This is a genomic window from Streptomyces sp. NPDC048603, from assembly GCF_043199475.1.
Lineage (GTDB): Bacteria > Actinomycetota > Actinomycetes > Streptomycetales > Streptomycetaceae > Streptomyces.
Map to the genome: position 1 here is coordinate 377690 of NZ_JBICVY010000004.1, position 24061 is coordinate 401750.

A 24061-nucleotide genomic window follows, 5' to 3' on the forward strand; every position below is an offset into this window, starting at 1 on the left:
CCTCAGGCCCCCGGCTGCCGCGCGTCAGGCCGTTCGCGCGGCCGGAACACCGGTACCGAGATCTCGTCCGTCTCCCCCCGGAAGGTGACCTCCAGGGGCATGCCGATGCGCAGGTCCGCCTCCTCGCAGTCGACGACCTCCGTCATCATCCGCGGGCCCTCCTCCAGGTCCACGACCGCGGCCACGTACGGGACCCGGCTGCCGAACGGGGGCAGGTCGTTGCGGTGGATCACCGACCAGGTGTAGAGGACGGCCCGGCCGCTCGCCTGCTCCCACGCCACCCGGTCCTCGCCGGCCCAGCAGTACGGGCAGAACTCGCGCGGGTAGTGGTGCGCGCGGCCGCACGCCGCGCAGCGGCGGAGCAGCAGGCGTCCCTCGGCGGCCGCCGTCCAGTAGGGCCGGGTGAACGCGTCGACCTCGGGCAGGTCGAAGCGGGGGCCGCCGGAGGCGGGGGCCCCGGTCATGAGAAGAGTCCGATCGCCGAGTCGAGGGACCAGGTCTGCCAGCTCATCGCGAAGAGCGCGACGAGCGAGATGAGGGCCATCATCGAGTTCTGGCCCTGCTCGGCCCAGTCGTGGATCATCAGCACCAGGTAGAGCAGGTTCAGCAGCAGGCCGCCGACCAGCGCCACCGGGGTCAGCAACCCGAGGACGAGCCCCAGGCCGAGGGCCAGTTCCGCGTACACGACCACGTACGCCATCACTTTCGGCCGCGGCTGCACCACCGACACGAAGCCCGTCTTCACGAAGGGCCACCGGTGCTTGTTCGCCACGTCGGCCGCCCAGGCGATGCCGGTACCGCGCTCGAACCAGCCCTTCTTGTCCTTGTGCCGCCAGCTCTCCAGCCACCACAGGCCGAGGCCGATCCGCAGTACGGCGAGCCACTCGGCCCCGCTCAGCCAGATGGTCTGCATGCGGCCACCCCTCCCACCCTCCCACGCACAAATCTGACGGTACGTCAGTTCAGCTGATCCGGCGCGTCCGCGCAAGAGCTCCGGCACGCCCGCACGAGAGCGCCCGCCCCACCCCCATTCCCCCGCCGTGACCGATCCGCAACCGATTCCCCGCCCGACCGAGACCCATGAACGCTACGTGACGGTACGCTCACCCTTCATGCCTGAAGCGCCTGACCTGACCACCACCGAGCCGCATCCCGTGTACGTCATCGGCGGTGGCCCCGGAGGTCTCGCCGTGGCGGCCGCGCTCCGCGCGCGCGGCGTCCGTGCGGTCGTCGTCGAGAAGTCCGACGCCGTGGGCGCCTCCTGGCGACGCCACTACGACCGGCTCCGTCTGCACACCACCCGCCGCCTCTCGGCCCTGCCGGGGCTCCCGATGCCGCGCCGCTTCGGGCGCTGGGTGGCCCGCGACAACGTGGTGCGGTACCTGGAGAAGTACGCCGAGCACCACGAGCTGGAGATCGTCACCGGCGTGGAAGTGACCCGCATCGAGCGCGCCCGAGGCGGAAGCGGGGACGGAAACGGTGACGGCTGGGTGCTGCACGCCACCGGCGGGCGGCGGCTCGCCGCCCGGGCCGTGGTCATCGCCACCGGCTTCAACCACACCCCAGCCCTCCCCGCCTGGCCCGGCGCCGACGGGTACACCGGGGAGCTGCTGCACGCCGCGGGCTACCGCAATCCGGCCCCCTTCGCGGGCCGCGACGTGCTCGTCGTCGGCACCGGCAACACCGGCGCCGAGATAGCCGTCGACCTCGCGGAAGGCGGCGCCGCCCGGGTGCGGCTCGCCGTGCGCACCGCCCCGCACATCGTGCGCCGCTCCACGGCCGGCTGGCCGGCCCAGCGCAGCGGGATCCTGGTGCGCCGGCTGCCCGTACGGCTGGTGGACCGGATCGGCAGGCTCCAGGCCAGGGTGGCCGTGCCGGACCTTTCGGCGTACGGGCTCCCGCGTCCGGAGGCCGGCCTGTACAGCCGGGTCCTGGAAGGGGCGATCCCGGTGCAGGACGTGGGGCTGATCGCGGCCGTCCGGGCCCGGAAGGTGGTGCCGGTCGCCGCAGTGGAGGCCTTCGACGGGGACGGGGTGGTCCTGGCGGACGGCTCGCGCATCACCCCGGACGCGGTGATCGCGGCCACCGGCTACCGGCGGGGACTGGAGGGTCTGGTCGGGCACCTGGACGTGCTGGACGGGCGCGGCAGGCCAGTGGTGCACGGCTCGCGCACCTCCCCGAATGCGCCACGGCTGTATTTCACCGGTTTCACGAACCCCATCAGCGGAATGTTCCGTGAGATGGCCCTGGACGCCGAGCGGATCGCCAAGTCCCTTGCGCGTGCGGGACGTACCGCCGCGTAACATCTGCCCGCATTCTTGCGCAGGCCTGTTCCTGACGACGCGTCAGTTCAGTAATCTGACAAGGCGTCAGTTCACATGGCGTTTGTCTGCGTCATCGAGCAGGAGCGGGCGGAACGATGCTTGGATCTACTCACGGCACCCTCACCACCGACTTCCGCGCACGGGTCGAGGCATGCGGGGACCATGCCCGCAACGCCGTCCACTCCACGACGGCCGACCCCACCGCCGACGGGGCGGGCGCGGGCGCCCTCGACGTCAGCGGCCGGCCGCTGCACGCCGACGTACCCGACCTCGACCGCTTCTTCCGGCCGGAGTCGGTGGCCGTGATCGGCGCCTCCGACGCCGAGGGCAGACCCAACACCGGCATCACCCGCCAGCTCATCGCCTGGGCGGAACGCGTGGGCGCCCGGCTGCACCCCGTGCACCCCACCCGGGCCTCCGTCTTCGGGCGGCCCTGCCACGCCTCCGTGGGCGACCTGCCCGAGCAGGTGGACCTGGCCGTCCTGCTGGTGGCAGACCCGCTCCCCGTCATCGAGCAACTCGCCGAGGCGAAGGTGAAGTTCGCAGTGGCCTTCGCCTCCGGCTTCGCCGAGACCGGGGACCAGGGCAAGGAGGCGCAGGCCCGGCTCGCCGCGGCCGTACGGCGCTCCGGGCTGCGGCTGCTCGGCCCGAACACCAACCTCAACGCCTTCCAGGAGTTCCGCGAGGACCTGGACGGGCCGGCGATCGCGCTGATCACCCAGTCCGGGCACCAGGGCCGGCCCGTCTACACCCTGCAGGAGCTGGGCATCCGCCTCTCCCACTGGGCACCGACCGGCAACGAGGCAGACCTGGAGACGGCCGACTTCATCTCCTACTTCGCCGAGCGGCCGGAGGTCGGCGCGATCGCCTGCTACGTCGAGGGGCTCAAGGACGGCCGGTCCTTCCTGCTCGCCGCCGACCGGGCCGCCCGCAACGGGGTCCCGGTGGTCGCCGTCAAGGTCGGCCGGACCGAGACCGGCGCCCGGATGGCCGCCTCCCACACGGGCAAGCTCACCGGCGCGGACACCGTCGTGGACGCCGCGATGCGGCAGTTCGGCGTGATCCGGGTGGACGGCCTGGACGAGCTCCAGGACACCGCGGCGCTCCTCGCCCGCGCCCGCAGGCCACAGGCCGACGGGGTGGTCGTCTACTCCATCTCCGGCGGCACCGGGGCGCACTTCTCCGACCTGGCCACGGAGGCCGGGCTCTCCCTGCCCACCCTCTCCGAGGCCAGGCAGGCCGAGCTGCACCAGTGGATACCGGAGTACCTGAACGTCGCCAACCCCGTGGACAACGGCGGTCACCCGGTCGGCGACTGGCGCGGCCGGAAGATCATCGACTCGATCCTCGCCGACCCGTCCGTGGGCGTGCTGATCTGCCCGATCACCGGCCCGTTCCCGCCCATGAGCGACAAGCTCGCGCAGGACCTGGTGGACGCGGCGGAGGAGACGGACAAACTGATCTGCGTGGTGTGGGGCTCCCCGGTGGGGACCGAGGACGCCTACCGCACCACCCTGCTCGGCTCCTCCCGGGTCGCCACCTTCCGCACCTTCGGCAACTGCATCACCGCCGTACGCTCCTACCTCGAACACCACCGCTTCACCACGGGCTACCGTTCGCCCTTCGACGACGCCCCGCGCACGCCGTCGCCCTCGTACCGGAAGGCCCAGGCCCTGATGCGGCCGGGGCAGCAGCTCAGCGAGCACGCGGCGAAGCAGCTGCTGCGCGCGTACGGGATCCGGGTTCCGCGCGAGCAGCTGGTGACCAGCGCGGCGGCGGCGGTCCGGGCGGCCGGGCTGGTCGGCTACCCGGTGGTGATGAAGGCGTCCGGGCCGCAGCTGGCCCACAAGACAGAGCTGGGTCTCGTGAAGATCGGGCTGACCTCGGCGAGCCAGATCCGCGACGCGTACCGGGAGCTGACGGACATCGCGCGGTACGAGAACGTGCCGCTCGACGGGATCCTGGTCTGCCAGATGGTCGAGCGGGGCGTGGAGATGGTCGTCGGCGTCACCCAGGACGACCTCTTCGGCCCGACCGTCACGGTGGGCCTGGGCGGTGTCCTCGTCGAGGTCCTGCACGACGCGGCGGTACGGGTGCCCCCGTTCGGCGAGGACCAGGCCCGCGCGATGCTCCGCGAACTCCGCGGCCACGCCCTGCTGGAGGGGGTGCGCGGGGCGCCGCCGGCGGACGTGGACGCGCTGGTGGAGGTGGTCCTCCGGGTCCAGCGGATGGCCCTGGAACTGGGCGGCGAACTGTCGGAGCTGGACATCAACCCGCTGATGGTCCTGCCGCGCGGTCAGGGCGCGGTCGCGCTGGATGCGCTGGCCATCTGCCGATAGCCGCCTCCGGCCGGCGGCACCGCGGGCCTGTCCGCAGCGGGCCCCGAGGCGGCAGCGGGCCTGTCGCAGCCGGGGCCTGTCCGCAGTCGGGGCTCGGGTCCGCTGCGCGGGCCTTTCCCCACCCCGCCCCTTCCCGGAACCGGGGCTTCGCCCCGGACCCCGCCCCTGGTTCGGGGGCGGCCCCGTTGTGCCGGGCCTGCGGGCCGGTTGTGGCTGGTCGCGCAGTTCCCCGCGCCCCTGGCGGGGAGCGCCGAGCGGGGTGTGGGGGCGCAGCCCCCACAGGGGGGGTCCGGGGCCGCAGGCCCCGGTTCCGGGAAGGGGCGGGGTGGGGAAGGGCCCCGCGCAGCGGACCCCCCGCGCTCCGCCGCACAGCCGCCAGCCGCCAGCCGCCAGCCGAACACGCTTATTCACTCATTCAGAAGTGGAGCACGCACCCCCATGGCCGAGCCCGAAGCCGCGGTGTTGCACCGCATCGAGAACAACGTCTCCTGGATCACCCTCAACCGCCCCGAGGCCATGAACGCCGTCACCTGGGACCAGCGGGAACGCGTCATCGCGCTGCTCGGCGAGGCCGACGCCGATCCCGCCCTGCGGGCCGTCGTCATCACCGCCACCGGCAAGGGGTTCTGCGCGGGCGCGGACCTGCGCGGCGGGCCCGCGGCGGGCGGCGAGCGGGTCGCGGGGGATGTCGCCCGGATGATCCGCCGCGGCGCGCAGCGCCTGATCACCGCCGTCCTCGACTGCGAGAAGCCGGTGATCGCCGCCGTCAACGGCACCGCCGCCGGCATCGGCGCCCACCTCGCGCTCGCCTGCGACCTGGTCATCGCGGCCGAACAAGCCCGGTTCATCGAGGTGTTCGTGCGCCGTGGCCTGATCCCGGACGGCGGCGGCGCGTACCTGCTGCCGCGGCTGGTAGGCCCGCAGAAGGCCAAGGAGCTGATGTTCTTCGGCGACGCACTGCACGCCGCCGACGCGGCGGCGCTCGGCCTGGTCAACCGGGTGGTCCCGGCGGAGGAACTGGAGCCGACGGCCCGTGCCTGGGCGGAACGCCTCGCGCAGGGCCCGACCCGGGCGCTCGCCCTGACCAAGCAGCTCGTCAACGCCTCGCTCGACGGCGACCGCGCCACGGCGCTGGCAGCCGAGGCCACGGCGGTGGAGATCAACATGACCACGGCGGACGCAAACGAGGGCGTGGCCTCGTTCGTGGAGCGGCGCACACCGAAGTACCGGGGCTGCTGACCGGAGAGGCCGGGGAGCCGAGGGGCCGGGGGCCGGGCGAGCGAGGGTCGGGAATCAGCGCTCGCCCCGACCCCGCCCCTCGTCCTCTCCCCTCCCCCTCCCGCCCTCCCCCGCTGCCCTATTCCAGCCGCGGGTTCGGCCTCAGCACCGCGAACACCGCCCCGCTCGGGTCCTCCAGCCAGGCGATCCGCCCGACGTCGGGCACGTCCACGCCGGGCAGCAGCACCGAGCCACCGTTCTCGATCACGGCCCGCTCGGTGGTGTCCACGTCCGCCACCGCGAAGTACGGCACCCAGCGCGCGTCATCGGATTCCTGCAGCGGCGCCACCCCGCCGAAGGACCCGTCCTCCTGGTCGCCTTCCCCGATGCTGAGCACCCGGTACGTCATCCCCGGCACGTCCATCTCCTGCGAGCGCCAGCCGAACAGCGTCCGGTAGAAGGCGATGTCGGCGACGGGGTCGCCGACGTGCAGTTCCACCCAGCACAGCGTGTCGTCTGCGGAGGCCGCTTCGATCCCCCTGGTCTTCCCGGGCTGCCAGGCGGCGAACTCGGCGCCCTGCGGGTCGCTGAACTGGGCCAGCCAGCCCTCCCCCATCACGTCCATCGGCTCGGCCCGCACCGTGCCGCCGCCCTGCGCCACGGCCTTGGCGGTGGCCTGGATGTCCGGCGACTGGAAGTACACCATCCAGGCGCTCTTGGCCCCTTCGTCCGAGAGCGGCCCGAGCGCGGCGACGGTCTTGTGGTGCTTCCTGAAGAAGCCGTACTCGCCCGCGTCGGGTCCGGCCGGGACGAACTCCCAGCCGAAGACGAGGCCGTAGAAGGCGGCCGCGCCGGTGGTGTCGGGACTGCCCAGATCGATCCAGTTGGGCGATCCGGTGCGGAAGTCGGTGCCGAGCATGCTGTCTGTCCTCCAGGGTCGGTCTGGGGCGGTCTGGATCCCGGCGGAACCGTCCGGATCCCTCGGGGTCCGTCCGTCGCGTCGGCCCCCGACACCATGACCGGTCCGGCCGCGCTCCGCCGTACGGCTGACCTGTTCGGGGCGTCTCATTCACCCGGTGGGGCTACTGCCCGCCGCCCTCCCTGGTCAGGATGCGGACGTCCGCCGCGTCCGGGTCTTCGAGGAGGACGAAGAGCTCCGGCCGGGCCGCCGTGCCCGCCACCTCCCACTCGTTCAGGGAGGTGCAGCCGTCGATGCGGATGTCCACGCCGGCCCGCCGGAGGTCCGTGGCCGCCCGCACCGTCCAGGTGCCGGTGCCGCCGCAGGGCCGGGCGGACGTGAAACCGTCGTCCTGGTCGAGGTGTTCGGCGGTCGCGCGGCCGTCGGCGTCCAGCCGGAGCGTTCCCCCGTTCCCCCTCCAGGTACCCACGTAGGCGGCGCGTTCCAGGCGGGGCGGCTCGTACGCGGAGAGCACGCCGGCTTCGTACGCGGTCATCCCGCCCGCCACGACGAGGGCGGCGGCAACGGGCGTCAGGGCGGCGCTGCGCCCGAGGATGCCGGCCCAGCCGATGCCCTTGGCGTGGGCGTGGCAGGCGGCGGCCACCGGGAGCACGCCGCTGCCGGTGGTCCAGAGCCAGGCCGTTCCGTACGGCGCTCCGGTGACGACCGCGAGCAGCCCGGCGTGCACGGTTCCGCCGGCGGCCAGGAAGCCGAGCGCCCAGAGGGGTTCGGGGAGCCGGGTGCGGCCGGCGAACTCGCGGGCCATCGCCATCACCGGCGTGGTGAGGAGGGCGCTGTGCAGGAGGCACAGCACGGGCAGGACCAGCAGGCCGAGAACAGGAAGGACGAAGAGGAACCCCAGTGCGTCGTAGGCGGGGACGCCGTAGTCGTCCTCGGTGATGCCGAGCACGAGCAGGACCACGGCCAGCAGGATCAGCTGGGCGAAGGCCACGGCTTCGGCTCCGGGGGCGACGGCGAAGTAGCCGCCGCGCCGCGGTGCGGGACCGGCCGCGTGCGGTGGTGTCATCGGATACGCCGGCAGGCCCTGCCGGGACTGCCCCGGCGTCGGCCCGCTTCTCCGGGGTCCGTTCTCCGCCTCGGACATGACGCATCGCCCCCCACTCGCATTTGAACACGTTCAAGCAAGCAGGAGCGTACACCTGGCGGAAGCTCCGCGAGCCACCCCCGGCACGGGAGGGCGGCGCGACAGGAGCGCGAGGCTTCCAATCTGACGATCCGTCAGCTTCAATCGGAGTGTGATGGGACACGCAGGGATGGCGGCCACCGTCGTCCGATACCTCAGGTCAGTCGGCTCCCCCACCGCCGCGGAGCCAGCGCCCGTCGACGCGCATCCGCGGCCCGATCTCCGCGCCGTCGGCGACGACGAGCGCGCCCCGATCAGTCCCGCCGAGTTCCGCGCCGTACTGGGCAACTTCGCCAGCGGGGTCACGATCATCACCGCCCCGGCCACCGCGGAGGACGGCGAGGGTGGCGGAGAGAGCGGCGGAGAGAGCGGGGGAGAGAGCGGCGGCGCGTCCGGGCCGGCCGGTTTCGCCTGCCAGTCCTTCGCCTCGCTCTCCCTGGACCCGCCCCTGGTGACGTTCATGGTGGCCCGTACGTCGACCAGCTGGCCGCGGATCGCCCGCGCCGGGGTCTTCTGCGTGAACATCCTCGGCGCCGAGCAGGGCGAGCTGTGCCGGGCCTTCGCGGTCAGCGGCGCCGACAAGTTCGCCGGGGTCGAGCACGCCCCCGCCCCGGTCACCGGGTCGCCCCGGCTGGCCGCCGTACCGGCCTGGATCGACTGCCGGATCCACGCCGTGCACACCGGCGGCGACCACCTGATCGTGGTCGGCCGGGTCGAGGCGATGGGCGCGGCCGGCGAGGGCGAACCGCTGCTTTTCCACAAGGGCAGGTTCGGCCGTTTCGCCGACTGATCAACTCTCCTATCCTGCCGTCCTGGGCAAGGGGGCGGGGATGAGAGAGGTACGTCTGGCAGGCGGCTTCCGGCCGGGGCGCAGTGTGTGGACCACGCTGACCGGCTGGTGCATGGTGCTCAGCGCCACGGCGGCGGTCGGGGCTGCCCTGTGGGGGGTGAGCCCCCATCCCCCGCTGCGGACGGAGCTCGGGCTGGCCGGGCTGACCGTGGTGTTCGCCGCCCTCTGGGTGGCGGCCTCGTACCGGGCCAGGCTCCGCCCCCTCGACAAGCGCCCGGCCGGCGACTCGGGGGCCGCCGATCCGTTCCTGCGCTGGCTGTTGGCCACGGTGATCGTGCTCGGTACGTTCGCCGCGCTCCTCCAGTTCGCCATGGTGTCCGCCGAATACGGCCGGGAGACCGAGCGCCTGAAGTCCGTCGGATACGGCCCGCGCGAGGTGCCCGTGGTCCGGTCGGCCGGCGACCCGGCCCACCACCCGGCCTCCGGCGACAGCGACGAGTACTGGGTGACCGACCTGGTGCTCCGCATACCCTTCGACAGCGGACCGCGCGAGGTGACCGTCCCTGCCGTGTACACCAGGGACGCACCCCCGGCACCGGGGACGAGGGTCTCGGTGTACTACGCCCCGGCCGATCCGGGCACGGAAGTGACGGACGACGGCCAACGGATGGAACCGGGCCCGGTCATGACCGGGAGCATCGCCCTCTTCGCCTCACCCTTGATCATCTTCGGCTACTGCGGCGTGCTGGCGGTCATGGAAGCCGAGGACGTGCACGCACTTCGCAGGTTCCGCCCGCGCGTGCACCTGCCCGCCCTGGGCTTGCTCCTGACCGGGCTGCTCCTGCTGCTGCCCAAGGCACAGGGGTTCCAGGTCGGCGGGTTCGACGATCTCCCTCTCCTCGCGGCCTGTCTGACGCCCGCACTCGCCGCCGTCTGGATCAGCCGGAACAGCTGACCACGGCACGGTGCCGGGAGGGCGGGGGAGCCTGGTCCGGGCCGGCCCCGGCTCCCCCGCCCTCCCTGGAGGCCTCCCTGGAAGCCCCCCCTGGAGGCCCTCCCCGGACGGGCCCGTCCTAGAAGGTCAGGACCCCGCGCGCGACGCGCCCGTGGTGGGCGTCGTCCGCCGCCTTCGCGAAGTCCTCCACCGGGTAGACCTCGGTGACCAGCTCGTCCAGCAGCAGCCGGCCCTCCCGGTACAGCTGCGCGTACAGCGCGATGTCGCGCTGCGGACGGGAGGACCCGTAGCGGCAGCCCATGATGGTCTTGTCCAGGTAGAGGGAGGAGACCTGGAAGGCCGCCTCCTCCGTGAAGCCCGGCACGCCCAGCAGCACCGCCTGTCCGTGCCGGTCCAGCAGGTCGATGGCCTGCCGGATCAGCTTCACGTTGCCCACGCACTCGAAGACGTGGTCCGCTCCGGTCGGCAGGATCTCCTTCACGGCCGCCGACGGATCCGGCACCGCCGAGGCGTCCACGAAGTGGGTGGCGCCGAACTGCCGGGCCACCGCCTCCTTCGCCGGGTTGGCGTCCACCGCCACGATCACCGACGCGCCCGCGATCCGGGCGCCCTGGAGCACGTTGAGCCCGATGCCGCCGGTGCCGATGACGACGACGTTCTCGCCGCGGTCCACCTTCGCCCGGTTCAGCACCGCACCCACGCCCGTCAGCACCCCGCAGCCGATCAGGGCCGCGCTGGTCAGCGGGATGTCGGAGGGGATCCTGACCGCCTGGACCGCCTTGACGACCGTCCGCTCCGCGAAAGCCGAGTTCGAGGCGAACTGGTACAGCGGCTGCCCGCCGCGCGAGAACGGCTGCCCGGGCATCCCGATCGCCTTCCGGCACATCGTGGGCCGGCCCCGGTCGCAGTCGGCACAGGCCCCGCAGTTCGCCAGGGTGGAGAGCGAGACGTGATCACCCGGCGCCACATGCGTCACGCCCGCACCGACCGCCTCCACGACCCCGGCTCCCTCGTGGCCCAGCACCACCGGCGGCGGGAAGGGGATCGTCCCGTCGATCACCGAGAGATCGCTGTGGCAGAGCCCGGCCGCCCGGATCGCCACCAGCACCTCGCCCGGCCCCGGGTCCCGTACCTCCAGGTCGTCGACCACCTGCGCCCGCTTGCCGTCGAACACGACGCCTCTCAACTGAACCTCCTGGGCTCCTTGGGGAGGCCGAGCACCCGCTCGGCGATGATGTTCCGCTGGATCTCGTCCGAACCGCCGTAGATCGTGTCGGCGCGGGTGAACAGGAAGAGCCGTTGCGCCTCGTCCAGCCCCTCCTCGTACGGCGCACCGGGCGCCCAGTCCCGCAGCCCGGCCGAGGCCTCCGCACCGCGGACCGCCACCGCCAGCTCCCCGAGCCGCTTGTGCCAGCCGCCCCACAGCAGCTTGGCCACGCTCGGGGCGCCCGTGTCCGCGGTGCCGCCCAGGGTGCGGAGCGCGTTCCAGCGCATGGTGCGGAGCTCCGCCCACTGCCGGACCAGGCGGTCCCGCAGGACCGGGTCGGCGGCCGCGGCGGTGCCGCCCGCCGCCCGGAGGTGGTCCCGCACCACCCGCTCCAGCTCGGCCGCGAAGCCGATCTGCTGGACCAGGGTGGACACGCCCCGTTCCAGGGCCAGCAGGCCCATGGCCACGGTCCAGCCGTTCCCCTCGCCGCCGATGACCTCCTCGGCGAGGGCGCCGTCGAAGAACACCTCGTTGAACTCGCTGGTCCCGGACATCTGCCGGATCGGCCGGACCTCGATCCGGCCCGGCTGGTCCATGCGCACGAGGAGGAAGGACAGCCCGTGGTGGCGCCGGGAGCCCGCCTCGGTGCGGGCGAGGACGAAACACCAGTCGGCGTCCTGGGCCAGCGAGGTCCAGATCTTCTGCCCGGTGACCCGGTAGCCCGTCCGCCCGGCCGCCCCTTCCCGTTCCCGGACGGCGGCCGTCTCGCGCACGGCCGCCGTCTCGCGCACGGCGGTCGTACGGACCCCGGCCAGGTCCGAGCCGGCCCCCGGCTCGCTGTAGCCCTGGCACCACAGCTCCTCGCCGCGCGCGATGCCCGGGAGGAAGCGGTCCCGCTGCTCCTGGCTGCCGTACGCGATCAGGGTGGGGGCGAGGAGGTTCTCGCCGATGTGGCCGACCCGGCCGGGGGCACGGACCCGCGCGTACTCCTCGGCCCACACCACCTGCTGGGTGAGCGAGGCACGCTGCTGCCCGTACGCGCCGGCGTCCGCCTCCCAGCCCAGGCCGATCCAGCCGCCCCGCCCCAGCTCCCGCTCCCAGGCGCGCCGGGCGGCGACCCCCTGGTGCTCGCTGCCCGGCCCGCCCACCCCCACGGCCTCGGCGTACGGGCCGACCAGGTGGGCGGCGAGCCAGTCCCGCGCGCCCGCCCGGAACTCCCGCTCCGCCGCACCGAATCCGAAGTCCACCGCGGGGCCCCTACGCGTTGGGGCGGTCCTTGGCGGCCGCCGCCTTCGCCATGGCCTCCAGCTGCGCCAGCATCGGCATCGGGTCGGTGCCGACTGTGCCGGGCAGGAAGTCGGCGATCTTCTCGGGGGTCCAGGCGCCGTCGGCGTATCCGGCGCGCAGTTCGCGCGGCTGCGCCCACACGGCGATCTTCGGGCCGGCGATGGTGTACACCTGCCCGGTGATGCCCTCCTGCCTGGCCCGCTCGCTGAGCAGGTAGGTGACGAGGGCGGCGACGTCCTCCGGCTCCCCGATCTCCTTGAGCTCCATGGGCACGTTGGCCGACATGCGCGTACGGGCGACGGGTGCGACGGCGTTCGCGGTCACCCCGTACTTGTGCAGGCCGAGGGCGGCACTGCGGACCAGCGAGATGATCCCGCCCTTGGCGGCGGAGTAGTTGGCCTGGGCGACGCTGCCCTGGTGGTTGCCGCTGGTGAACCCGATGAGGGTGCCGGAGCCCTGTTTCCGCATGACCGCGGAGGCCGCCCGGAAGACGGTGAAGGTGCCCTTGAGATGGGTGGCGACGACCGGGTCCCACTCCCCCTCGCTCATGTTGAACAGCATCCGCTCGCGCAGGATCCCGGCCACGCACACCGCCCCGTCGATCCGCCCGTACTGCGCGAGCGCGGTGTCGACGATGCGCTGTCCGCCCTCCATCGTGGACACGTCGTCGGCGACGGCCACGGCCTCGCCGCCCGCCGCGGTGATCTCCTTCACCACGGCCTCGGCGACCTCGCTGCCGGGCTCGCCGCCCTCGATGGAGACCCCGTAGTCGTTGACCACCACCCGTGCGCCCTCGGCGGCGGCGGCGAGCGCCACGGCCCGGCCGATGCCCCGTCCCGCACCGGTGACGGCGACGACCTTGCCTGCCAAGAAGTTCCCCACGTCCGGCCCCTTCCCGCGGTTTCTGACGGACCGTTAGATTCTAGGGGCAGTCGGATACGCGCGCACAAGCCCCGAGGAGGACCCATGTCCCTGCCGGCCGAGTTCCACGAGATCGCCAAGCGCGTGAACAACTGGGGGCGCTGGGGAGCCGAGGACGAGATCGGCACCCTGAACCTGATCACCCCGGAGGTGGTGCGGAAGGCCGCGCGGGAGGTCCGGAGCGGGCTGCGCGTCCCGCTGGCCCTCCCGCTCAGGGAGGACGGCGTCCAGGCCGGCCTGATCCCCGGGCGGATCAACCCGCTGCACACGATGGTGCAGATCAACCAGGAGATCTTCGGGCCGGGCACGGTGGCGTGCAGCGACGACGCGGTGACCATGGGCCTGCAGGCGGCCACCCACTGGGACGCCCTGACCCACGTCTCGCACTCGGGCCGGATCTACAACGGCCGCCCGGCCGCCTCGATCACCCCGCACGCCCGGGCCGAGTTCAGCGGCATCGACAAGGCGACCCCGATCGCCTCGCGCGGGGTCCTGCTCGACGTCGCCCGCGCCAAGGGCGTGGACCGGCTGCCCGGCGACCACGCGGTCACCCCGGCGGACCTGGCCGAGGCCGAGGAGTTCGGCCGGGTGAAGGTGCGGGCGGGCGACATCGTGCTGGTGCGGACGGGCCAGATCCGGAGCTACCTGGCGGGCGACAAGCACGGCTACGGCTTCCCGTCCCCGGGACTCTCGGTGCGCACCCCCGAGTGGTTCCACGCACGGGACGTGGCGGCCGTGGCCAACGACACCCTCACCTTCGAGATCTTCCCCCCGGAGATCGAGGACCTGTGGCTGCCCGTGCACGCCCTCGACCTGGTCGAGATGGGCATGCACCAGGGCCAGAACTGGAACCTCGAAACCTTGTCCACAGCCTGTGCAGAAGAGGGCCGCTACGCCTTCTTCCTCTCCGCCATGCCCGAACCCTTCGTCGGCGGCACGGGCACCCCGGTGGCACCGGTGGCGATCCTCTGAGGCGGGACCCCGCCCTCGCGAGGGGGCGGGGTCGGGTTCAACGCAGGCGCTGGGACTGCGCCCACTTCATGAGTTCCGCCACCGGCGCCTCCGCTATCGAGCCACGCACGCGTGCGAGGCCGTACCGGTCCTGAGCATTCTTGATGTCGGGGGCAAACACCTTGTTCTCACCCGGCTGCGACACATCCACCTCAAGATTCGGATTTTCCTCGCGATAAATCCACCAGACGGTGACACGCTCCCGGCCTCGAATCCAGTTCAGGAGCTCGCTGCTCTGGGAGATGCCGGACTGATATCTCTTGTACGACTTATCGTCGGGCCCCGGAGGGTCGGCGACCTTGCCCTGCTCCACAAGCTTGTTTCGCCACGTCCCGGAACCCTCGTAATCGGCAGTCATGGTCAGCCTGTCTTTCCTGATCACGTACGTCTCGGTCTCGACCCTGACCGCCCCGTGTGCAAGCATTTCGGGGTTCTTGATCTCATGGACCACATCCACCGAATATTCCTCTGCCGCACCCAGGGCCCGCCCCGGAGGCGCGATGAATTCACCGGACCCCTTCACCGCGTATTTGCTGCTTGGACGCTGTTCGGGCTTGACCTTGATCCAGTAGATGCTTCCCAGCACGTAGACCGGGACCTGGCCGACGTTCTTGATGTTCAGACGGATCCGGGCATAGAGGGCCTTCTTCTCGCCACCCAAACTCGCCAAACTCGGTGCCGCAAATTCGGCCGTACTGTGCACCACTGGATGCGCCACGGAGGGAACGTAAACCAGCCCGTACGCCAGGTTGGTGACGACGAGAAGAATGGAGACGGTCGCCCCGATCGCGATTCTCCTGGGATGACGAAACGCCTTCCACACCTGACGAAGCATCCACAGAGCCCAGGAAGAAGCCAGCGCAATGGCTATCCACATCAGCATGTACCACGGATACGACCGGTTGAGGATGTGCATGAGGATCATACCCAGGCTGACAAAAAGGGCGACCGAGACCCCGAGCAGCACGACCGGCCCCGATTGAGGCACTTTGCGTCTGCCCCAGTAGTCGACCGCAGCCAGCGCACAAAGCGCTTCCAACAAACCCGCGGCCAACAAGACGATTCCGGTCATTCGCCCGGCAAAGGTGAGGGCATCAGCGGCGTCCTTGGCTCCGATCCTGATGAGCGCACACGCGGTCCCCAGGAGAGCGGCTGCCACGACGACGCCGGTCACGCATCGAAGCCACGGGCGATCCGGCCAGACAGTGCTGTCCGCACCGCGCCATTCGACGTCCTCAAACGTCAGACCGGCCTGACGCAGGACTCTCAGCAGCCCGTTGGGAGACCGCACCTTGCCGACGGACTTCCCCTTGATCACGACTTTCCGTCGACCGATGTCATCAGGTGGCCCCACGACTGCTTCGGGGGTGTTCTCCATGACACCAGACTGCCGCCGCACCTGGGTGAACGCCTCTGGAGAGCCCTTCCCGGGATGACCTCCCATGCGATGGCCGGGGCACAGCCATCACCCGAATGGAGTAGTCGGGTGCGCCCTCGACACCTTTACGGGGCCAAGCTGGCGGCGACCATGTCACTCGTCCCTGTCGGAGGTTTCCGATGCGCAGACGACTCCTCGGGTTCACCGCCGCCGTGATATTGGCCGCCCTCGGCCCCATCGTTCCTGTCGCGCACGCCACCGTGGTCGCGCAGGTCCCGCCGCCCCCTGTCGACGGGCAGATGTGCGAGGACGGTGGGGGAGTTGTCCTGTACGACTCCGGCTCGTGGGTCTGCGTCGGCGGCGCGCACGACGGCAAGCCCGTCGTCTGAAGCGAAACGCTAGCCTGGATCGGAGGCGAGCAAGGGGGAGGGTGCGCGAGCGATGTGGACGAACATTTCCGCTGATGACGTTCCGTCAAGGGACCTCTTCGACTGGTTCAGTGATGTCGTCGCCAGCGAGCTGGCGCCCACCGCCCTCAGCACTGACCGCCCGGACTCCTTCGACGCCGAGGTCTCCGCGCTGGACCTCGGCGCGCTCCAGGTGTCGAAGTTCCGTTACTCCCCGCTGCGTTCGCGCCGCACCCCGGCCCTGATCCGCCGGAGCGACCCCCAGCAGTACCAGCTCGCCCTGGTGACCTCGGGGAAGGAATGGATCGCACAGCGACGGAACGAGTCGGCGCTGTCCGCGGGCGACCTGGTGTTCTGGGACTCCTCGCACCCGTGGGAGGCGGGGGTCCCGGACGCGTCCGGGCACGTCGAGGCCATCGTCCTGCAGTTCCCGCGCAGCGCCATCCCGTTGCGCCCCGAGCGGCTGGACGCCATGCTCGCCCGGCCCATCCCGGCCCGCACCGGCATGGCGGCGATCCTGGCGCAGTTCATCGTCTCCCTGCAGTCCCAGGGGGCCGACTGCCGTCCGCAGGACCTGGCACGGCTGGGCGACATCGCCGTGGACCTGACCGCGGCCTGTCTGGCGCAGCAGACGGACGCCCCGCAGGACCTGTCGCCGGAGGCCCGCACCCGGGCGCTGCGGGCCCGGATCAACCGCTTCGTCGAGTACAACCTGGGCGACCCCGAACTCACCCCGCGGGCCGTCGCCGAGCACCACTCCGTCTCCCTGCGCACGCTGTACACCCTGTTCGCGAGCCGGGACGGATCCCCGGAGCTCACCGGCGCCGGCACCGGCACCGGCATCGCGGCGGACATCCGCCGGCGCCGACTGGAGCGCTGCCGGCAGGACCTCGCCACCCCCGAACTGCACAACCACACCGTGCAGTCCATCGCCGCCCGCTGGGGCTTCACCAGCGCCACCGTCTTCGCCCGAGCGTTCCGCGACGCCTACGGCACCACCCCGACCCGGTACCGCCAGGAGGCGATGGCCGCGCACGGCTCAAACGTGCCTGCACGGAACGTCAAGACACCGCGCACGCCTCGCACACCGCCGTCGCGGACGGCGCCATAGGCTCCCTGCCGGGGGACGGCGGAGCGGGCCGTCACCCAGAGCGCGCCGACATCCTCGGCCGCCTGCGGTCCGGAGGGAACTGGGGACCCTCCGGCCCGCAGGCACCTCACTCTGCCCCGGAACCGGCCGAGCCGGTACGCTGCGGTGCCCCCGGGCCCCGGGGGCCCTGTTTTCCTTCCGCTCAGGAGTCCCCCATGGCCATGAAGAAGGCCACCATCACGCAGCAGGTCGCCGCTGCCATCGCCGAGGCCAACCCGGCCGACCGGCCCGTCGTCACCGTCCAGGCCGTCGCCGGTCCCAGCGTCTGGCTGATGAGCATGCTGGGCCTGATCGGCCAGGCGTTCCTCACGTACTACTTCATCACCGTCACCGAGCAGGCCGTGGTGATCCACCGCGCCAGCCGGATGAGCAACCGCCCGCAGGAGATAGCCTTCGCGATCCCGCGGGCGCAGGCCGTCGGCCTGGTCTCCCAGGTCAACATCAACACGATCTGGAGCGACTTCCGGATGCAGCTCCCCAACCAGCAGGGACCGACCCGGATGAACATCCACCGGATCTGGCGCGACGAGCGCGACCAGCTCCTCTCGCTCCTCACCGGGCAGCCCGCCCCGACGGCCTGACCGACCTCCCGTCCGCCCCGTCGGTACTCCCCACACCGGCGGGGCGGACGCTCCACGCGTTGGCAGGATTCCCGGCCGAACCGCCTTCCGTCAGGACGCGGCCCTGCCGGCGGAGGACGAGCCGACAGGAAGGCACTCTCGCCCTCCCGTCGACCGGTCACCGCCAGACCATATAGATATCTGTATGGTGGGTAGGTGAGCCGTCCATGGCGGATCGAAATCGAGCCGGAGGTGCAGCAGTGGCTGGAGCTCCTCTCGGATCAGCACTACGACAAGGCTGAGCGCGCCGCCGACATGCTCGCGGCAGAGCCCACGACACTCGCGGAGCCATACTCCCGTCATCTTGGCGGCAAGGTTCGTGAGCTCCGTTTCACCATGGACGGCAACGCCGTCCGCATCACGTACTGGCTCGCCCCCGAGCAGCGAATCGTGCTCCTGACGGTCTTCCGCAAGACCAGACAGCGCGAAGAAGCCGAAGTCGAGCGCGCCCTGCAAGCGCAGCAGAGGTGCGAAGCCCGCCATGGCCCTGCCGAGCACAGCTACGACCGGATCAAGGAGGAGAACCCGTGAACCACTCCCAGTGGAGAACCCGCCGGACCAAGAAGCTCTTGGGCGAGCCGGTCGAGGAGTCCCCCGCCTACGTGGAGGCCGGCTACGCGTTCGCCCTAGGGCAGGCCGTGTACGACCGCCGCACGGAGCTCCGTCTGTCGCAGGCCGAACTGGCCCGCCGTGCGGGCATGACCCAGCCCCAGATCTCCAACATCGAGGGCGGCGATTCGCTGCCGACCCTGCCGCTGCTCACCCGTCTGGCCAAGGCCCTGGACGCATCCCTCACCATCGACCTCGACGGAGATCGTTCCGCCTTCCTCTTCACCGCGCACAACGGCGGAGATCCGCAGGAGAAGGAGGCCGGCAGGAACTCATCAGCGGCCTGAGGCTCCCACGGCGACGCCGACCACGTCGCCGGAAACCGATGTCAGTCCGTGCCCGGAACCACCGCCACCGGACAGTGGGCGTGGTGCAGGACCGCGTTCGTGACCGAGCCCATCATCAGGGAGTCCGCCTGCAGCCGGCGGCGGTGCCGGCCGACCACCAGCAGGGCGGCGGTCTCGGAACGGCTGACCAGCTGGCCGGCCGCGTCCCCCGCGCCGATCTCGCTGGTCACCCGCACCGAGGAGAAGCTCCCGGTGTACGGCGCCAGCCGTTCCTGCTGGGCGCGTTCGATCTCGCGGGTGAGCGGGGCGGCGTCGTCCTCCGGCAACCCCGCCATCGGGGTGCCGAACATGGGCAGTGGCGCCGCCGGGCTGGGGAAGGCGGTCAGCACCACCAGCGGGCGGCCCTGTTCCTCCGCGCACCCGAAGGCGAACGCGACGACCTCGTCGGCGGTTTCGGTGGGGTTGAGCCCGAGCAGGACCGGCGCGTCCGGTGCCGCGTCCTCGGGGGTGTCCCGGACGACCACCACGGGTACGGCCGCCTTGGTCGCGACCACGCGGCTGGTCGAGCCGAGCAGCAGACTGGTGAATCCGCCCCGGCCGCGCGACCCCAGCACCAGCAGGGCGCCCCGCGCCCCGCGCTCCTGGAGGACGCTCTCCAGCTCGCCCCACTTGGTCTCGTACCGGATCTCCGGCAGGTCCTCCCGCCCGAAGAGGTGGCTGCGCGCGTTGTCGGTGACCGGGTCGGGCGGCTCCTGTTCCGGCGCACCGAGCACCGCGTCCCGCCGGGAGCGCCACAGCTGCGTCTCGTCGGAGAGCACGTGGACGACCACGAGCTGCCGGCCGCCGGCCCGGGCGGCGTCGACCGCCCAGTCCAGGGCCTTCAGGCTGTGCTGGGAGCCGTCGACGGCAACGACGATCTCCCCACCGGACATCCCTTTAGCGATCATCTGTCCAGGATTGCACCAGTACGGTCGCCCTGCACGGGTCCTCGGCCCCGGACACCCCGGCGACACGCCCGGAGGTACTGCGGGTGGCGGCGTACGGTCATGTACGCCCCGAGCGCGACACGGCAAGCCGCCACCCCACGACCCGCACTCGTCAAGGTGATCCCTTGGCGTCCCCTCGCGACGCGTCGTTCCACTCCAGGGTGATCAACACGTGACGAACCGTCAACACCTCGTTAGAGGTACACGCGCGGTTCCCGCGACACGGCAAAATCTTCCCCGGCCGCGTCGGCGCACCGTTTGTCCGAGCGGTCGATCTCGCACCAGATGCGTTTGCCGGCTCCCTCGCGCTGCCAGCCCCAGCGGTCCGCCAGCCCGTCCACCAGCTCCAGTCCGCGCCCTCCGGTGTCGTCGCCGGCCGCGTGCCGCGGCGCCGGCGGGCGGTCGCTGGCGTCGGCCACCTCCACCCGGACGCCCGGGCCTCCGAACAGCACGCGCAGCACCGCGGGGCAGCCCGTGTGCACCACGGCATTGGTGACCAGCTCCGAGATCAGCAGGATCAGTGTCTCCGCCAGCGGCTCGTCGTCCCCTATGCCGGACCCCGCCAGCCGGGAACGCGCCCATCTGCGGGCCCGGCCGACCTCCGCGGGATCCGGGCCTACCTCCAGCTGAACCTGAAGCACCTGCACCGCTCACACCATCCGAACCGGCGGACACTTCGCCTCGCGAAAGGACGACGGAATCACCGAACGTGATCCCCTTGCGGAGCAGCATGGTTGACATACAGTCACCACAACAAGCGCTTCGGGCATATTCCAGCGCGAAGGAGTAGGCGTGGTGCATACTGTGCGACGCTCACGCCGCCGGGCCGCTCGCATTGACGGGAGAGTACCGGAGCGGTCACCGACTGCGGTCCGTAATGAGCCCGGCGCAGGACACAAACCGATATCAACTCTCTGTAATCGGACATGCGTCCCCGCCCGTCCCACCCGTGACTTCCGTTACGCCCCGCTCCCGTCCCGCCGGGCCCTCCCCCGGCCCCCGGAGCCCGTCACCGTCACGCCCCGTGCCGGCCGGGCCGTCACGCCGCGTGCAGCAGGTCCGCCGCGAGCGCCTCCTCCGCTTCCGCCGCCGTGCACCACTGCTCCGCCCGCACCCAGGCCCGCTTCAGGTGCAGGTGCACGTCCGCCTCCCAGGTGAACCCCATCCCGCCGTGCACCTGCAGGCAGTCCCGGGCGTTGCGCACGGCCGCCTCGTCCGCCAGCAGCTTCGCCGCCGCCGTCTCCGCCGGCACGCCCGTGACCGCCGCCGCGTAGACCGCCGTACGGGCCAGCTCGGCCCGCACCAGCATCTGCGCGCACAGGTGCTTGACGGCCTGGAAGGCGCCGATCGGCTGCCCGAACTGCTCGCGCTCCCCGGCGTACGCCACCGCCAGCTCCACCGTCCGCAGCGCACTGCCCAGCTGAAGGGCCGCGGTCAGCAGCGCACCCTGCTCCCGGTACGCCCCCGCCACGCCGGCCCCGGCCACCCGGTGCAGCGGGGTGAGCGGGTCCACCGAGGCGGTGGCGGTGCCGTCCGGCAGCCCGACGCGCGACCACCCGCCGTCCGGCAGCCCGCCGTCCGGGACACCGGCCCCCAGCACCGCGTCCGACTCGGCGAGGTACGCCACCAGCCCGCCCGCCAGGTCGTACGCCGTGACCACCGCCCGGCCCTCCGCCGCCCCCGGCACCGTCCCGGCGGCCAGGTGCGTGGCGACCAGCGGCCCGGGCACCAGGGCCCGCCCGGCCTCCTCGAAGACGAGCACCGCCTCCGGCAGCCCGAGCCCGACCCCGCCGTCCTCCTCCGGCAGCCGCAGGGCAAAGAAGCCCGCCTCGCCCAGCTCGCGCCACAGCGCCCGGTCCACCGCCGTCCCGGTGTCGAGGGAGGCCCGCAGCGCCTCCCGCCCGTACCGGCCCGCCAGCAGCTCCCGCACGCCCGCCCGCAGGTCCCGCTGGTCCTCGGTCAGCCGGAATTCCACAGCCACACCTCCACACCGCTCACCGGCTCACCGGCCCTTCGGGAGGCCGAGGATCCGCTCGGCCACGATGTTCTGCTGGATCTGCGAAGTGCCCGCCGCGATCGTGTACGAGAGCGAGGAGAGCCGGTCCAGGGTCCACTCCTCGTCGAGGGACAGGGACCCGGCCCCGAGCACCTCGGCCGCCGCGTCGTACAGCTCCTGCCGGGCGTGCGAGTAGCGCAGCTTGAACACCGAGCCGCCCACCCCTGGCACCCCGCCCGATGTCTCGGCCTCGCTGACGTTCCACTGGGTGAGCCGCCACAGCGCGCCGAACTCGGCGTGCAGCCGGCCCAGCCTGCGCCGCAGCACCGGGTCGTCCCAGCGGCCGTTCCGGCGCGCCTCACGGGCCAGCCGGCCCAGGGTGCGGCGGCAGGCCACGACCTCCCCGACGAAGGCCGTCCCCCGCTCGAAGGAGAGGGTGACCATGGTGACCCGCCAGCCGTCGTTCTCCGCGCCGACCCGGTTGGCCACCGGCACCCGGACCTCGTCGAGGAACATCTCGGCGAACTCGGTGGACCCCGCCAGCGTCCGCAGCGGCCGTACGGTGACCCCCGGCGCGTCCATCGGCATCGCCAGCCAGGTGATGCCCCGGTGCTTGGGCGTCGCGGCGCCGCCGGCGGTGGCGGGGCCCGTGCGCACCAGCAGCTCGCACCAGTCCGCGACCTCCGCGTGCGAGGTCCAGATCTTCGACCCGGTCACCACGTAGTCGTCCCCGTCCCGGACCGCCCGGGTGCGCAGGGCGGCCAGGTCCGAGCCGGCGTCCGGTTCGGAGAAGCCCTGGCACCAGATCTCGTCCCCGCGCAGCACGGGCGGCAGCCAGCGCTCCCGCTGGGCCGGGGTGCCCTCGGCTGCGATGGTCGGCCCGGCGTGCAGCAGTCCGACGAAGTTCGCGCCGACGTACGGGGCGCCGGCCCGCTCGGTCTCCTCCAGGAAGATCAGCCGCCGGGTCGGCGAGGCGTCCCAGTGCACGTCGGCGTAGCCGGCGTCGTGGAGCATCCGCTGCCAGCCCGCGTCGTACGCCCGCCGGCCCGGCCAGTCGTCGGGCGAGGGGCGGTCCGGGAGCCCCGGCAGCACCTTGGCCAGCCACTCCCGCAGCCCTGCCCGGAACTCCTCTTCCGCCTCGGTGTAGGTGAGGTCCACGGCGCTCAGACCAGGTCCAGTCCGAGCATCCGGATCGCGTTGCCCCGCATCAGCTTGTGGACCGTCTCCTCGTCCAGGTCCTTGACGTGGTCGAGGGCGACCTCCTTGGTGTGCGGGAAGGTCGAGTCCACGTGCGGGTAGTCGGTCTCGAACGTCGCGTTGTCGCGGCCGACCACGTCGAGGGACGCGATGCCGTGCTTGTCGCGGAAGAAGCAGCAGAAGATCTGCCGGTAGTAGTACGTCGACGGGGGCTCGGGGATCAGGCCGCGCACCCCGCCCCAGGCCCGGTGCTCCTGCCACACGTCGTCGGCGCGTTCCAGGGCGTACGGGATCCAGCCCATCTGGCCCTCGCTGTAGGCGAGCTTCAGGCGCGGGAAGCGGACGAGCACCCCGCTGAAGAGGAAGTCCATCATCGAGGCCATCGCGTTGTTGAAGCTCAGGCTGGCCTGGACGGCGGGCGGGGCGTCGGGGGAGGCGGCGGGCATCTGGGAGGAGGACCCGATGTGCATGTTCACCACCGTGCCGGTCTCCTGGCAGACCGCGAAGAAGGGGTCCCAGTAGCCGGAGTGGATGGACGGCAGTCCCAGGTGGGTGGGGATCTCGGAGAAGGTGACGGCCCGGACCCCGCGCGCGGCGTTGCGGCGGATCTCGGCGACGGCCAGGCCGATGTCCCAGAGCGGGATGATGCACAGCGGGATCAGCCGGCCGCCGCTGTCCCCGCACCACTCCTCGACCATCCAGTCGTTGTAGGCGCGGACGCAGGCGAGCGCGACCTCCTTGTCGTGCGCCTCCGCGAAGGTCTGGCCGCAGAACCGCGGGAAGGTCGGGAAGCAGAGGCTGGCCTCGACGTGGTTGAGGTCCATGTCGGCGAGCCGGGCCGCCGGGTCCCAGCAGCCCCGCCGCATCTCCTCCCGGGTGATCCCCTCCAGGGTCATCTCGTCCCGGTCGAAGCCGACGGCGGCGATGTTGCGCTTGTACGGGAACTTGAGGTCCTCGTAGATCCACCAGTCGGTGGGCGGGCCGTCGGGGTCCATGGTGATCTGGTACTTGCCGCCGACGTACGCGAGCTCGCCGATGCCGGCCGTGACGGCCTTGGGTCCGCGGTCCCGGTACCTGGCCGGCAGCCAGCGGTCGAAGAGGTGCGCGGGTTCGATCACGTGGTCGTCGACGCTGATGATCCGAGGCAGTTCCATGTGTCCCCTCACCGTTCTCGCGAACCGTTTCTGATGACCCGTCAGAAACAAGCTAGCCCCGCGCACCCTGGACCGTAAAGCGCTCCCGGCTTACGCTCTGCGTCGATCTGACACAACGTCAGG

The 24061-nt window shown here is 72.0% G+C and carries 24 protein-coding genes; 11 read left to right on the forward strand and 13 right to left on the reverse strand.

The features are described 5' to 3' along the window. Positions 1 to 2: 2 nt before the first annotated feature. Positions 3 to 464 (reverse strand): Zn-ribbon domain-containing OB-fold protein, encoded by a 462-nt coding sequence (locus ACGFQ9_RS11555; RefSeq protein ID WP_393573526.1) that lies wholly within the window; start codon positions 462 to 464, stop codon positions 3 to 5. Continuing rightward, the gene (locus tag ACGFQ9_RS11560) at positions 461 to 913 is read right to left on the reverse strand and encodes a DoxX family membrane protein (RefSeq protein ID WP_393573527.1); all 453 of its coding nucleotides are present in this window, start codon (positions 911 to 913) and stop codon (positions 461 to 463) included. The genes ACGFQ9_RS11555 and ACGFQ9_RS11560 overlap by 4 nt, the downstream gene beginning before the upstream one ends. Positions 914 to 1112: 199 nt before the next feature. Here ACGFQ9_RS11560 and ACGFQ9_RS11565 point away from each other — a divergent pair, with 199 nt between their 5' ends. From ACGFQ9_RS11565 to ACGFQ9_RS11575, 3 genes are all read left to right on the forward strand, one after another. After that, positions 1113 to 2303 (forward strand): flavin-containing monooxygenase, encoded by a 1191-nt coding sequence (locus ACGFQ9_RS11565; protein ID WP_393573528.1) that lies wholly within the window; start codon positions 1113 to 1115, stop codon positions 2301 to 2303. 116 nt (positions 2304 to 2419) lie between these two features. Beyond that, the gene (locus ACGFQ9_RS11570) at positions 2420 to 4663 is read left to right on the forward strand and encodes an acetate--CoA ligase family protein (RefSeq protein WP_393573529.1); all 2244 of its coding nucleotides are present in this window, start codon (positions 2420 to 2422) and stop codon (positions 4661 to 4663) included. A gap of 438 nt (positions 4664 to 5101) precedes the next feature. Further along, on the forward strand, positions 5102 to 5902 hold the full coding sequence (locus ACGFQ9_RS11575) for an enoyl-CoA hydratase/isomerase family protein (protein ID WP_393573530.1): 801 nt from the start codon (positions 5102 to 5104) through the stop codon (positions 5900 to 5902). Positions 5903 to 6020: 118 nt separating this feature from the next. Here the strand turns inward: ACGFQ9_RS11575 and ACGFQ9_RS11580 are convergent, their stop codons facing one another. Then, complete coding sequence (locus ACGFQ9_RS11580; protein WP_393573531.1) at positions 6021 to 6800, reverse strand: VOC family protein; 780 nt, start codon at positions 6798 to 6800, stop codon at positions 6021 to 6023. Positions 6801 to 6963: 163 nt separating this feature from the next. Next, positions 6964 to 7866: a hypothetical protein gene (locus tag ACGFQ9_RS11585; protein WP_393573532.1), complete on the reverse strand. Its 903-nt coding sequence runs from the start codon at positions 7864 to 7866 to the stop codon at positions 6964 to 6966. Between the two features lie 232 nt (positions 7867 to 8098). Between ACGFQ9_RS11585 and ACGFQ9_RS11590 the strand changes: the two genes are divergently transcribed. Both ACGFQ9_RS11590 and ACGFQ9_RS11595 read left to right on the forward strand, forming a co-directional pair. Continuing rightward, the gene (locus tag ACGFQ9_RS11590) at positions 8099 to 8773 is read left to right on the forward strand and encodes a flavin reductase family protein (RefSeq protein ID WP_393573533.1); all 675 of its coding nucleotides are present in this window, start codon (positions 8099 to 8101) and stop codon (positions 8771 to 8773) included. 40 nt (positions 8774 to 8813) lie between these two features. After that, on the forward strand, positions 8814 to 9728 hold the full coding sequence (locus ACGFQ9_RS11595; RefSeq protein ID WP_393573534.1) for a hypothetical protein: 915 nt from the start codon (positions 8814 to 8816) through the stop codon (positions 9726 to 9728). A gap of 118 nt (positions 9729 to 9846) precedes the next feature. Here the strand turns inward: ACGFQ9_RS11595 and ACGFQ9_RS11600 are convergent, their stop codons facing one another. The 3 genes from ACGFQ9_RS11600 to ACGFQ9_RS11610 are packed head-to-tail and all read right to left on the reverse strand — an operon-like array spanning position 9847 to position 13104. Beyond that, a complete protein-coding gene (locus tag ACGFQ9_RS11600) occupies positions 9847 to 10914 on the reverse strand; it encodes a Zn-dependent alcohol dehydrogenase (RefSeq protein WP_393573535.1) in 1068 nt (355 codons plus the stop codon). Next, on the reverse strand, positions 10911 to 12182 hold the full coding sequence (locus ACGFQ9_RS11605) for an acyl-CoA dehydrogenase family protein (RefSeq protein ID WP_393573536.1): 1272 nt from the start codon (positions 12180 to 12182) through the stop codon (positions 10911 to 10913). Before ACGFQ9_RS11605 ends, ACGFQ9_RS11600 begins: the two co-directional genes overlap by 4 nt. Before the next feature lie 10 nt (positions 12183 to 12192). Next, positions 12193 to 13104, reverse strand: coding sequence for an SDR family oxidoreductase (locus tag ACGFQ9_RS11610; RefSeq protein ID WP_393573537.1), 912 nt, complete (start codon positions 13102 to 13104; stop codon positions 12193 to 12195). An 84-nt stretch (positions 13105 to 13188) separates the two neighbouring features. Between ACGFQ9_RS11610 and ACGFQ9_RS11615 the strand changes: the two genes are divergently transcribed. After that, positions 13189 to 14115 (forward strand): cyclase family protein, encoded by a 927-nt coding sequence (locus ACGFQ9_RS11615; protein ID WP_393573538.1) that lies wholly within the window; start codon positions 13189 to 13191, stop codon positions 14113 to 14115. Positions 14116 to 14152: 37 nt separating this feature from the next. Here the strand turns inward: ACGFQ9_RS11615 and ACGFQ9_RS11620 are convergent, their stop codons facing one another. Continuing rightward, positions 14153 to 15532 (reverse strand): hypothetical protein, encoded by a 1380-nt coding sequence (locus tag ACGFQ9_RS11620; protein WP_393573539.1) that lies wholly within the window; start codon positions 15530 to 15532, stop codon positions 14153 to 14155. Between the two features lie 179 nt (positions 15533 to 15711). On the opposite strand from ACGFQ9_RS11620, the gene ACGFQ9_RS11625 reads away from it, so the two are divergent. The 5 genes from ACGFQ9_RS11625 (at position 15712) to ACGFQ9_RS11645 (ending at position 18605) form a co-directional block, all read left to right on the forward strand. Beyond that, positions 15712 to 15921: a hypothetical protein gene (locus ACGFQ9_RS11625; RefSeq protein WP_393573540.1), complete on the forward strand. Its 210-nt coding sequence runs from the start codon at positions 15712 to 15714 to the stop codon at positions 15919 to 15921. Positions 15922 to 15973: 52 nt separating this feature from the next. Further along, on the forward strand, positions 15974 to 17050 hold the full coding sequence (locus ACGFQ9_RS11630; RefSeq protein ID WP_393573541.1) for a helix-turn-helix domain-containing protein: 1077 nt from the start codon (positions 15974 to 15976) through the stop codon (positions 17048 to 17050). A 194-nt stretch (positions 17051 to 17244) separates the two neighbouring features. Then, positions 17245 to 17670 (forward strand): hypothetical protein, encoded by a 426-nt coding sequence (locus tag ACGFQ9_RS11635; protein WP_393573542.1) that lies wholly within the window; start codon positions 17245 to 17247, stop codon positions 17668 to 17670. 195 nt (positions 17671 to 17865) lie between these two features. After that, positions 17866 to 18240, forward strand: a complete 375-nt coding sequence (locus ACGFQ9_RS11640) for a type II toxin-antitoxin system RelE/ParE family toxin (RefSeq protein WP_393573543.1) — start codon at positions 17866 to 17868, stop codon at positions 18238 to 18240. Then, a complete protein-coding gene (locus ACGFQ9_RS11645) occupies positions 18237 to 18605 on the forward strand; it encodes a helix-turn-helix domain-containing protein (RefSeq protein WP_393573544.1) in 369 nt (122 codons plus the stop codon). The genes ACGFQ9_RS11640 and ACGFQ9_RS11645 overlap by 4 nt, the downstream gene beginning before the upstream one ends. A gap of 41 nt (positions 18606 to 18646) precedes the next feature. On the opposite strand, the gene ACGFQ9_RS11650 is transcribed toward ACGFQ9_RS11645, so the two are convergent. The 5 genes from ACGFQ9_RS11650 to ACGFQ9_RS11670 form a co-directional block, all read right to left on the reverse strand. After that, positions 18647 to 19552, reverse strand: coding sequence for a universal stress protein (locus ACGFQ9_RS11650; RefSeq protein WP_393573545.1), 906 nt, complete (start codon positions 19550 to 19552; stop codon positions 18647 to 18649). Between the two features lie 233 nt (positions 19553 to 19785). After that, entirely contained in the window at positions 19786 to 20238 is a 453-nt protein-coding gene (locus ACGFQ9_RS11655) for an ATP-binding protein (protein ID WP_393573546.1), read from the reverse strand. 392 nt (positions 20239 to 20630) lie between these two features. Next, positions 20631 to 21566, reverse strand: a complete 936-nt coding sequence (locus ACGFQ9_RS11660) for an acyl-CoA dehydrogenase family protein (RefSeq protein WP_393573547.1) — start codon at positions 21564 to 21566, stop codon at positions 20631 to 20633. A gap of 27 nt (positions 21567 to 21593) precedes the next feature. Continuing rightward, a complete protein-coding gene (locus tag ACGFQ9_RS11665; protein ID WP_393573548.1) occupies positions 21594 to 22745 on the reverse strand; it encodes an acyl-CoA dehydrogenase family protein in 1152 nt (383 codons plus the stop codon). A gap of 5 nt (positions 22746 to 22750) precedes the next feature. Then, complete coding sequence (locus ACGFQ9_RS11670) at positions 22751 to 23938, reverse strand: amidohydrolase family protein (RefSeq protein ID WP_393573549.1); 1188 nt, start codon at positions 23936 to 23938, stop codon at positions 22751 to 22753. Positions 23939 to 24061 lie beyond the last annotated feature (123 nt).

Coding starts and splice junctions, on each gene's coding strand:
- ACGFQ9_RS11570 (WP_393573529.1), top strand. CDS start 2,420: ATGCTTGGATCTACTCACGGCACCCTCACCACCGACTTCCGCGCACGG.
- ACGFQ9_RS11635 (WP_393573542.1), top strand. CDS start 17,245: ATGGCCATGAAGAAGGCCACCATCACGCAGCAGGTCGCCGCTGCCATC.
- ACGFQ9_RS11555 (WP_393573526.1), bottom strand. CDS start 464: ATGACCGGGGCCCCCGCCTCCGGCGGCCCCCGCTTCGACCTGCCCGAG.
- ACGFQ9_RS11630 (WP_393573541.1), top strand. CDS start 15,974: ATGTGGACGAACATTTCCGCTGATGACGTTCCGTCAAGGGACCTCTTC.
- ACGFQ9_RS11565 (WP_393573528.1), top strand. CDS start 1,113: ATGCCTGAAGCGCCTGACCTGACCACCACCGAGCCGCATCCCGTGTAC.
- ACGFQ9_RS11620 (WP_393573539.1), bottom strand. CDS start 15,532: ATGGAGAACACCCCCGAAGCAGTCGTGGGGCCACCTGATGACATCGGT.
- ACGFQ9_RS11625 (WP_393573540.1), top strand. CDS start 15,712: ATGCGCAGACGACTCCTCGGGTTCACCGCCGCCGTGATATTGGCCGCC.
- ACGFQ9_RS11650 (WP_393573545.1), bottom strand. CDS start 19,552: ATGATCGCTAAAGGGATGTCCGGTGGGGAGATCGTCGTTGCCGTCGAC.
- ACGFQ9_RS11615 (WP_393573538.1), top strand. CDS start 13,189: ATGTCCCTGCCGGCCGAGTTCCACGAGATCGCCAAGCGCGTGAACAAC.
- ACGFQ9_RS11575 (WP_393573530.1), top strand. CDS start 5,102: ATGGCCGAGCCCGAAGCCGCGGTGTTGCACCGCATCGAGAACAACGTC.
- ACGFQ9_RS11585 (WP_393573532.1), bottom strand. CDS start 7,866: ATGACACCACCGCACGCGGCCGGTCCCGCACCGCGGCGCGGCGGCTAC.
- ACGFQ9_RS11560 (WP_393573527.1), bottom strand. CDS start 913: ATGCAGACCATCTGGCTGAGCGGGGCCGAGTGGCTCGCCGTACTGCGG.
- ACGFQ9_RS11590 (WP_393573533.1), top strand. CDS start 8,099: ATGGGACACGCAGGGATGGCGGCCACCGTCGTCCGATACCTCAGGTCA.
- ACGFQ9_RS11670 (WP_393573549.1), bottom strand. CDS start 23,938: ATGGAACTGCCTCGGATCATCAGCGTCGACGACCACGTGATCGAACCC.
- ACGFQ9_RS11580 (WP_393573531.1), bottom strand. CDS start 6,800: ATGCTCGGCACCGACTTCCGCACCGGATCGCCCAACTGGATCGATCTG.
- ACGFQ9_RS11595 (WP_393573534.1), top strand. CDS start 8,814: ATGAGAGAGGTACGTCTGGCAGGCGGCTTCCGGCCGGGGCGCAGTGTG.